General features: G+C 49.5%; 3 protein-coding genes and 3 pseudogenes. 1 reads left to right on the top strand and 5 read right to left on the bottom strand.

The window, feature by feature from the left end:
- Positions 1–109: 109 nt before the first annotated feature.
- From JCM16496_RS18055 to JCM16496_RS24740, 5 genes and pseudogenes are all read right to left on the bottom strand, one after another.
- Positions 110–3,286 (bottom strand): annotated as a pseudogene (locus tag JCM16496_RS18055) (efflux RND transporter permease subunit).
- 175 nt (positions 3,287–3,461) lie between these two features.
- Positions 3,462–4,682 (bottom strand): efflux RND transporter periplasmic adaptor subunit, encoded by a 1,221-nt coding sequence (locus JCM16496_RS18060; protein ID WP_025835986.1) that lies wholly within the window; start codon positions 4,680–4,682, stop codon positions 3,462–3,464.
- 120 nt (positions 4,683–4,802) lie between these two features.
- The gene (locus JCM16496_RS22275) at positions 4,803–5,213 is read right to left on the bottom strand and encodes a DUF6769 family protein (protein WP_128809717.1); all 411 of its coding nucleotides are present in this window, start codon (positions 5,211–5,213) and stop codon (positions 4,803–4,805) included.
- Positions 5,214–5,275: 62 nt separating this feature from the next.
- Positions 5,276–6,641, bottom strand: a pseudogene (locus JCM16496_RS18070) (FAD-dependent oxidoreductase).
- An 83-nt stretch (positions 6,642–6,724) separates the two neighbouring features.
- A pseudogene (locus tag JCM16496_RS24740) lies at positions 6,725–8,358 on the bottom strand (ABC-F family ATP-binding cassette domain-containing protein).
- An 86-nt stretch (positions 8,359–8,444) separates the two neighbouring features.
- On the opposite strand from JCM16496_RS24740, the gene JCM16496_RS18080 reads away from it, so the two are divergent.
- Positions 8,445–8,846, top strand: a complete 402-nt coding sequence (locus tag JCM16496_RS18080; protein WP_025835989.1) for a response regulator — start codon at positions 8,445–8,447, stop codon at positions 8,844–8,846.
- Positions 8,847–8,988 lie beyond the last annotated feature (142 nt).

Below are 8,988 nucleotides of genomic sequence, written 5' to 3' on the forward strand. Positions count from 1 at the left end.
TTTGCATAATTTTTATTATTTTATTCAGGCACGGATTACACGGAATTGCGCGGCCTTTTCTTTCTCCTTTCCGTGAAATCCGCGTAATCCGTGCCTAAGAGAAAACATATCAGGAGTTTTCATGCACACTTCCTTTTTCCTTCCGGTGCATCATCAGGTAAACAATCGGAATGATGAAACCGTTCAGGAACGTGGATGTTAAAAGGCCGCCCAAGATGACCTTTGCCATCGGGCTTTGTATCTCGTTGCCCGGCAGGTCGCCACTGAGAGCCAGCGGGATAAGTGCCAGTGCACTGGATAGGGCAGTCATCAGAATCGGGTTCAGACGGTCGAGCGAACCGCGGATAACGCTGTCGTAGACGCCATAGCCTTCTTCCTGCTGCAAGTGGTTGTAATGGCTGATGAGCAGCATTCCGTTTCGGGTGGCGATACCGAACAGTGAGATGAAACCGATGATGGCGGGGATACTCACTTCTCCCGTTGTGATGAGCAGGGCGAATACACCGCCTATCAATGCCAGCGGCAGATTGATAAGGATGATGGCGCTCTCTTTCACACTGCGGAATTCATGGTAGAGGAGCAGGAATATCACCACGATGGACATGAACGAAGTAAGTGCCAGCGTGCGGCTTGCCGCCTGCTCGCTTTCGAATTGTCCGCCGTATTCGATGTGGTATCCTTCCGGCAGTTTGATTTGTGCGTCTACCTGGGCTTGTATATCGTTGACTACACTTCGCAGGTCGCGGTCGGCCACGTTGGCGGAGATAACGATTTTACGCTTTACATTCTCGCGGCTGATGGTGTTCGGACCCATGGCCGAGCGGATTTCCGCTACATAGTTCAGTGGAATTTTCTGTCCGTCGCCCGTATCAATCATCAAGTTGCGTATTTTTTCCATTTCGTCGCGCAGGTCGTCTTTCACGCGTACGGTCAGGTCGAAGCTCTTTCCCTTTTCGTAAACTTGGGAAACGGCTTCACCGGCCAGGCAGACATTGACAAACTCCGAAAATTCGGGCAGCGGAATGCCGTACCGGGCAAGCATTTCCCGTTTGGGCGAAATGACAAGCTGCGGACGCTCAATCTGCTGTTCCACGTTCAGGTCGGCAATACCGGGAATACCCTGGATGGCACTCTTGATTTCATTGCCCAGAGTGAACATGCGGTTCAGGTCGTCGCCGAACAGTTTGATGGCGATGTTAGCCTTTGTACCGGATAGCATGGCATCTATACGGTGGCTGATAGGCTGGCCTATTTCCACGTTTGCCCCTACAATGCTACCCAGTTTCTCGCGGACTTCTGCCACGAGCTCGCTGCGCGAGCGGTCTTTCAACTCAAACGGTGCCTCAATCTCGGAGACGTTTACTCCCAGAGCGTGTTCGTCCAGCTCTGCACGTCCCGTTTTGCGGGCCACGGTCTGTATTTCGGGGATGGAGAGCAGCAGCTCCTCGGCACGGTGCCCCATCTTGTCGCTTTCTTCCAGGGAGATGCCTGGAAGCGAGGAGATATTGATGGTGAACGAACCTTCATTGAAAGGCGGCAGGAACGAACGGCCCAGGGTGAAGAAACAGCCGAGCGCCACTACAAACAAACCGATAGTACCTCCCAGCACCGCTTTCTTATGCCCCAATACGAAAGTCAGCGCCGTGCCATACCATTGCTTCATCTTGCGTGCTACGAAAGCCTCTCCCCCATCCCCTCCCCTGTAGGAGGGGTGGCTTGTGCATTTTCCGGAGTATCTTTTCTCCCCTCCCTACGGGGGAGGGATGGGGGAGAGGCTTCAGTAAGTAGGAGCAAAGTACCGGCGTTACGGTCAGTGCCACAACGGTAGAGGCGACCAATGCCACGATGAATGCAATGCCCAGCGGTACCAGCATCCTACCTTCCATACCACTAAGGAAGAACAGGGGTACGAAACTGACAATGATTATCAGCGTTGAATTGAGGATAGGCATACGCACTTCTTTCGATGCATTGAACACTACTTCCAGAACAGGACGTTGCTTGCCGACAGGTTTCAGCCGGTTTTCGTGCAAACGCTTGTAGACGTTCTCTACGTCCACGATGGCATCATCCACCAGCGAACCGATGGCGATAGCCATACCTCCCAGGCTCATGGTATTTATCGTAAAGCCATATAGTGCAGGGCAAGGATGGAGGCAATCAGTGACAACGGCAGTGTCACCAGCGAGATGACTGTGGTACGTACGTTGGCAAGGAACAGGAAAAGCACGATGACAACGAAAATACCTCCCTCCAACAACGACTTTTGAACGTTTCCGATGGAACTTTCGATGAAACGGCTTTGACGGAAGATGTCTGTGGAAATTTTTACGTCGGCAGGCAGGTTCTTCTGCAGGTCTTGCAGGGAAGCTTCCAGTTTGTCTGTCAGTTCCAGCGTGCTTGTGGCGGGTTGCTTGGTGACTGTCAGCAGTACGGCATGCTTGCCGCGTTCCGAGGCGGTACCCAGTTTAGGAAGTTTGGCTCCGATTTGAACGTCGGCAATATCTTCCAGCAGGATAGGGGCGCCGGAGACCCCGTTGCTCCGCACCACGGCTTTGGCTATCTGGTCTGCCTTGTCGGTAGAAAGTACGCCGCGTACGATATATTCATTGCCATATTCATAGAGCACTCCACCATTGGCATTCAGGTTCATTTCGCGGGTCACGTTCATCACTTCGCTCAATGTCACGCCGTAATGGCGCATCCGTTCCGGGTCCAGCTGCACTTGATATTCCTTGATGTCGCCACCCAGTACGGCAACTTGTGCCACACCGCCCGTAGAGAGCAGGCGGGGACGTATGGTCCAGTCGGCAATGGTACGCAAATCCAGCATGGAGGTCGAATCAGCTGTCAGACCTACAATCAGCATCTCGCCCAAAATGGACGATTGTGGGCCCAGTGTCGGCTTGCCTACGTTGGCCGGTAAGGATTCGCTGACGACTGCCAGCTTCTCGCTGACAATCTGCCGGGCAAGATAGATATCCGTATCCCAGTCGAATTCTACCCAGACTACAGAAAAACCGTTCGTTGAGGAAGAGCGTACACGGCGCACACCCGTTGCACCGTTTACAGCCGTTTCTACAGGAAAAGTGACCAGCTGTTCCACTTCCTCTGCCGCCATACCGTTTGCTTCGGTCATGATGACCACGGTCGGTGCATTGAGGTCAGGGAACACATCCACTTCCGTATGCATGGCGGTATAAGTACCGCCAATCAGCAACAGCACCGATGCTACCAGCACCAGGATGCGGTTCTGAAGAGAAAAACCAATTATTTTGTTTAACATCTTTCTATTTACTATTTACAATGTACAATGTACAATTGGGCTGCGCAATGTCAGCCGCACTTGCTGTTTTATCTAATATTTCTTGTTTATCTGACTTTACACTCCCCATTCGTCACGTAGCCCTTATACTGCATAGCGAAATGGTACTTTGTAAATTGTCAAATTGTACATGAGATTAGTGTTCATGGCTATGTGCCGGAATAGCATTCGTTGCCGATGCCAGCTTCACTTGATAGGCTCCTTGGGTTACGACGCGGTCGCCTGCTTTTATGCCGGAAAGGATTTGTACACTCTCGCCATTGTCGGCACCCAGGGTGACAAGCTGTTTTTTGTAGCCCTCTTCATCCAGTTGCAGGTAGACAAAGAAGCTGCCTTGCTCCTCGGTCAGCGCACTGTGAGGAAGAGACAACACGTTCTCCATGGGTGAGGATAATAGGAATACTTCTACAAACGAGCCGGGAATAACGTCTCCCTTATTGTCGAATTCAAAAGTTACGGGTACATAATATCCGTTCTCACCCGAAGCCTTTCCATAAGAAAGCATGCGCCCGCCCAGTTCTTTCAATGTATATACCTTGTTATTATAAGGAGTACAGAAGTTGGCGGAACCGATGCTGTTTAGGTAAGGATAGTACTTTTCGGATACATCCGCACGCAGGAAAAGCTTGCGGTTCTGGGTGACGCTTACCAACGGCTGGCCGACGCTGACGTAGTCCCCTTCTTTCACCAACAGATTCTTCACATAACCGCTGATGGGAGAAACAACCGCCTGGCCGCTTGTCGAATGGTTCTTTGCGACTGCCTCGTAACTGATACGGGCATTTTCATAAATCTGTTCGGCTTGCGCGAATTCCTTTTCAGATACGATTTTGTTGCCTACAAGCGCTTTCATACGCTCGTATTCTTTTTTGGAAACCTCGTAGGCTATCCGGGCTTTTTGCACCGGGTCTCCGTCGGCCATGTTTTTGGATGACAATACCACCAAAGGAGTACCTTTGCTGACGCTCATTCCTTCGATAACTTTTCCCTTGAAGGAAACCACGCCTGCTACTGTAGCTACGGCTACGCTCTCGTCTCCCTGGGCTGCCATCACCTGGCCGCTGGTCTTGATGACTTGATGGAAACTACCCGGTTCAACAGTGCTGACCGCTACGCCGGCAGCTTGTGCCTTTGCCGGTGGCAGGATGATTTCATCGCTTCCTCCGGCATGGTTTTTCTGCTCTTCGTGCTCATGGTTGTGTCCCTCATGCTCGTGGTCATGTCCCTCGTGGTCATGTCCGTCATGATTGTGCTCTTCTGTTTCGTGATTATGTCCTTCGTGGCTGTCTCCGGACTTGCTGTTGCAGGAGCCTAAAAGGAATAATCCCAAGACTCCCATGAAAATAACTTTTTTCATGATGATATTTGTTCTTACTTTTTTGATTTTGAATACAAAGTTAGGGCATAGGGCGTGCAACCAAATTGCATTGTTCCTTATGCCGGATAGAAATCTGTCCCGGTGATGTCCCGGCAACAGTTAAACAAGAAGAGACGGAGGGGCACGAAGTCCCGTAGCACATATGATAAACGTGCTATGAAGAGATTCCAAATAGATGCACTCCTGCCTGCTTATGTCAAACTCGGGCAGGATGAGTAACTTGGAAAAAGGTTCAATGAGTAGGGTGACTGCCCATAAGGCATCCGGATGTGGACACACATCATTGGAGGAGCTGGGCGTCTGTTGTACAAAGTGGGTTGTCATGCATCCCGTGTCGCAACAGCAGTGCTCGTTGCCCGGGCTATGGCGGTGTCCGCAGCAATCGGCGGTGATATCATTCTTCATGCATATCATTCCGTCGGCATGATGATGGTGGGGAATGACGGGTATCACCAGCATTATCAAGCTGATGAAAAAAAGAATATAGGTTATGTACTGTTTCTTTTTCATTCCTCTATCTTTGGACGGATGCAAAGATAGAGGTTAAGGACTTAATTACCAAATGGAAAATGCTAAAAAGGTTTGAATAACATATTCAATCCCTCATTCATGCTGGGGTGGGTGAAAATGAAGTCCCGCAGGAAATGGTAACGCTGTCCCGTTTTCATGATTGATGCTACGGTATTGATTACTTCCGGTGCATCGGCACAAAGTAGGGTACAACCCAGAATCCGTCCGGTATGGATGTCTACAATGGCTTTGAGCACACCGTCTATGCTGTGTAGCGTACGGGCGCGTGGAATCATGGCAGCAGGGATACGTGCCACATGTATGGAATAACCGTTCTTCATCGCTTCCTCTTCCGTCAGTCCTATATGTGCCAGCGGTGGGTCGGTGAAAATGGCAAAGGGGATTGGATACCGGTCTTTTGTACTCCTTTTTTTGTTTTCAAAGAGTTGGTTACGGATGATACGGAAATCATCGATGGACAAGTAGTCGAACTGTTCGTCTCCTCTTACGTCCCCCAGGCCCATACGTGTGGGGCTGTAGTCCGTAATTGGTCGTCGACAACAATGGCTCCCCGCTTGTCTGTCTGTATACCCGCTTTTTCCGGATTCAGCTCTGCAGTCATGGGCTTGCGACCGATGGCTACCAGCAAGGCATCTCCTTTCAGGTAGTAGGGAGTGCCGTTTGCACTGTCCGTATAGGTCAGTGTTATTCCTTCGGCTGTGTCGTACACGGATTGGACACGGGCGTTCAACCGGACATTGATACGTTTTCGGTTCAATGCTTCCAGCATGGAGGCGGCAATGTCGCGGTCCACTTTAGGCAAAAAGCGGTTTCCCGCTTCCAGCAGTGTGACGTGGCTTCCAAAGCCTGCATACATAGTGGCAAACTCCAATCCGACAGCACCGCCGCCGATGACGAGCAGGTGTGCGGGCAGTTTGTCCGATTGCAGCAGGGTCTCACTGGTATATACGTACTTGCTTTCCTTGAGTCCGTCGATGGCAGGCAGGATAGGGGTGGACCCGGTGTTGATGAATATCTCTTTCCCCTCAAGAATCGTTTCTTCCTTGCCGGAGACTATGCGGATTGTATTTTCGGACAAGAAAGAAGCAGTTCCGTCATAGAGGGTTATATTAGGCTTGTTTTTTACATTTTCATAATTTTTCTCACGCAGGAAGGATACAAGCTTGTCTTTCCGCGCCACGGCAAGTGCATACAGTTTGGACTGGTTCTTATAATCGTCGTGGAATCTTTTTTCCGCATATTCCGATTCGTGAATCAGAGCTTTGGTGGGGATACATCCTACGTTTACACATGTCCCTCCATACATCTGGGGGGAACGTTCCACGATGGCTATTTTCCAATTAGTTCGGTAGCCAATAACTTGCCGCCCTTGCCGAATCCTATTATGATGGCATCATATTGTTTCATTTTACTTTCTCTTAGTTAAGTGTTTAGTAAAATGAAAACAATATGTATCGGCCATTTGTTCGGACGCCGGGTTTAGCGGATGCTTATCGTTCCAGTTCGCGGAGGGAGTCCATTTTCTTCTTTTCAAGGAATTCGTAGATGCCGCTCAAGTGCTCTTTCACTTGTTTGTTGCCGAATTCATATACCTTGCTCACCAGTCCGTCCAGGAAGTCACGGTCGTGGCTGACGAGGATAAGGGTACCGTCAAAATCCAGTAACGCTTGCTTCAGGATGTCTTTGGTTTTCATGTCCAGATGGTTGGTCGGTTCGTCCAGTATCAGCAGATTCACCGGTTCGAGCAAAAGTTTTATCATGGCGAGGCGTGTGCGCTCTCCACCGGAAAGCACCTTGACCTTCTTCATGGACTCTTCGGGGCCGCCGAACATGAAGGCACCCAGCAGGTCGCGTATCTTGTTGCGGATTTCCCCTTTTGCCACATCGTCGATGGTCTGGAATACGGTCAGGTTTTCATCCAACAATGAGGCCTGGTTTTGTGCGAAATATCCAATCTGCACGTTGTGTCCTATCGTGAGGGTGCCTTCATGCTCTATTTCCTTCATGATGCACTTCACCAGCGTTGATTTCCCTTCGCCGTTCTTGCCGACGAAAGCAACCTTGTCTCCCCGTTCTATGGTGAGGTTGGCATTCTTGAAGACCACATGGTCACCGTAACTTTTCCCTACTCCCTCCATGATGACGGGATAATTGCCCGAGCGGGGAGAGGGAGGGAATTTGAGGCGCAACGCTGAAGTGTCTTCTTCGTCCACTTCCAGCAGTTCCAGCTTTTCCAGCATCTTTACGCGGCTCTGCACTTGCAGGGTTTTGGAGTAGGTGCCTTTGAAGCGTTCGATGAATTCCTTGGTTTCGGCAATGAACTTCTGCTGGTCGTCGTAGGCTTTCTGTTGCTGTTCGCGGCGTTCCTTGCGGAGTTCCAGGTATTTGGAGTAGTTTACCTTGTAATCGTATATCCGTCCCATGGTCACTTCAATGGTACGGGTGGTGATGTTGTCTACGAATTTACGGTCGTGGCTGATGACGATGACAGCCTTTCCGTTGCTGATAAGGAAATCTTCCAGCCATTGTATGGATTCTATGTCCAGATGGTTGGTAGGCTCGTCCAGCAACAGCACGTCAGGTTTTTGCAGCAACAGCTTGGCAAGCTCGATGCGCATGCGCCATCCACCGCTGAAGTCACTGGTCTGGCGGTTGAAGTCTTCGCGTACAAAGCCCAGTCCGAGCAGTGCTTTTTCCACATCCTCTTCGTAATTGGTGGAGTCGATGGCATAGAACTTTTCGCTTAAGGCGGAGACATTCTCGATAAGTTCCATGTAGCTGTCGCTTTCGTAGTCGGTACGCGTTTCCAGTTCCTTGTTGAGGCGCTCTATTTCAGCTTCCATTTCATGCAGGTGGGCAAAGGCTTGCGCCGCTTCCTGGAATACGGTACGTCCGTCTTCCGTCATAAGGTGTTGTGGAAGGTAAGCTATGACACTGTCCTTGGGGGCTGAGATTTTTCCACGGTAGGTTGTCTTACACCTGCCAGGATTTTCAATAATGTACTTTTCCCCGCTCCATTTTTACCCATCAGGGCGATACGGTCTTTTTCGTTGATAACGAAAGATACGTCACTGAATAAAGTAGTTCCGCCGAATTCTACGGCGAGTCCGTCTATAGAAATCATTATATATTTTTTAAATGAGGTGCAAAGATAGTGCAAATCTATTATTTTTTATATCTTTGCCCCTATATAAACAAAACGCATAGGTCATGGAAATAGAAAAAGTGTCAGGAGATTACCGTCCGCTTATTCTGGTTGCGGAAGATGATGATAGTAACTTTAAACTGATAAAGGCTATCATCGGCAAGAAATGCGAGATACTATGGGCAAAGAATGGTGAGGAGATTGTAAGTTTGTTCGAAGAGAACCGGGGTAAAGCGGAAGCTATTCTGATGGATATAAAAATGCCTATTATGAACGGCCTGGATGCTACGGTAATTATACGTAGGGAGGATAAGAATCTTCCCATCATCATGCAGACCGCTTACGCTTTTACTGCCGACCGTGAAAAAGCTTTGGAATGCGGAGCCTCAGAAGTATTGGTGAAACCTATCACTTTGTCTGCTTTGCGTACGTGCTTGAGCCGTTATCTGCCTAAATTGGTTTGGTAAGATTTTACTGATTATAAAGAGAATACTGGATGATGAAGCATGTAACTGTTTGTCATTCAGTTCTTTTTTGTGCATTTGTTTGAATGGGCGATGGCATAAATATTAAAAACGGGGGGAGACAAATAGGTCTGCTACAGTTGTT

Origin of the sequence: Bacteroides rodentium JCM 16496 (genome assembly GCF_000614125.1) — a bacterium.
In the GTDB taxonomy this organism is placed as follows: Bacteria; Bacteroidota; Bacteroidia; order Bacteroidales; family Bacteroidaceae; genus Bacteroides; species Bacteroides rodentium.

Excerpts from the sequence above, each read along its gene's own strand:
- JCM16496_RS18060 (WP_025835986.1), bottom strand. The coding sequence starts at position 4,682 with ATGAAAAAAGTTATTTTCATGGGAGTCTTGGGATTATTCCTTTTAGGC.
- JCM16496_RS22275 (WP_128809717.1), bottom strand. The coding sequence starts at position 5,213 with ATGAAAAAGAAACAGTACATAACCTATATTCTTTTTTTCATCAGCTTG.
- JCM16496_RS18080 (WP_025835989.1), top strand. The coding sequence starts at position 8,445 with ATGGAAATAGAAAAAGTGTCAGGAGATTACCGTCCGCTTATTCTGGTT.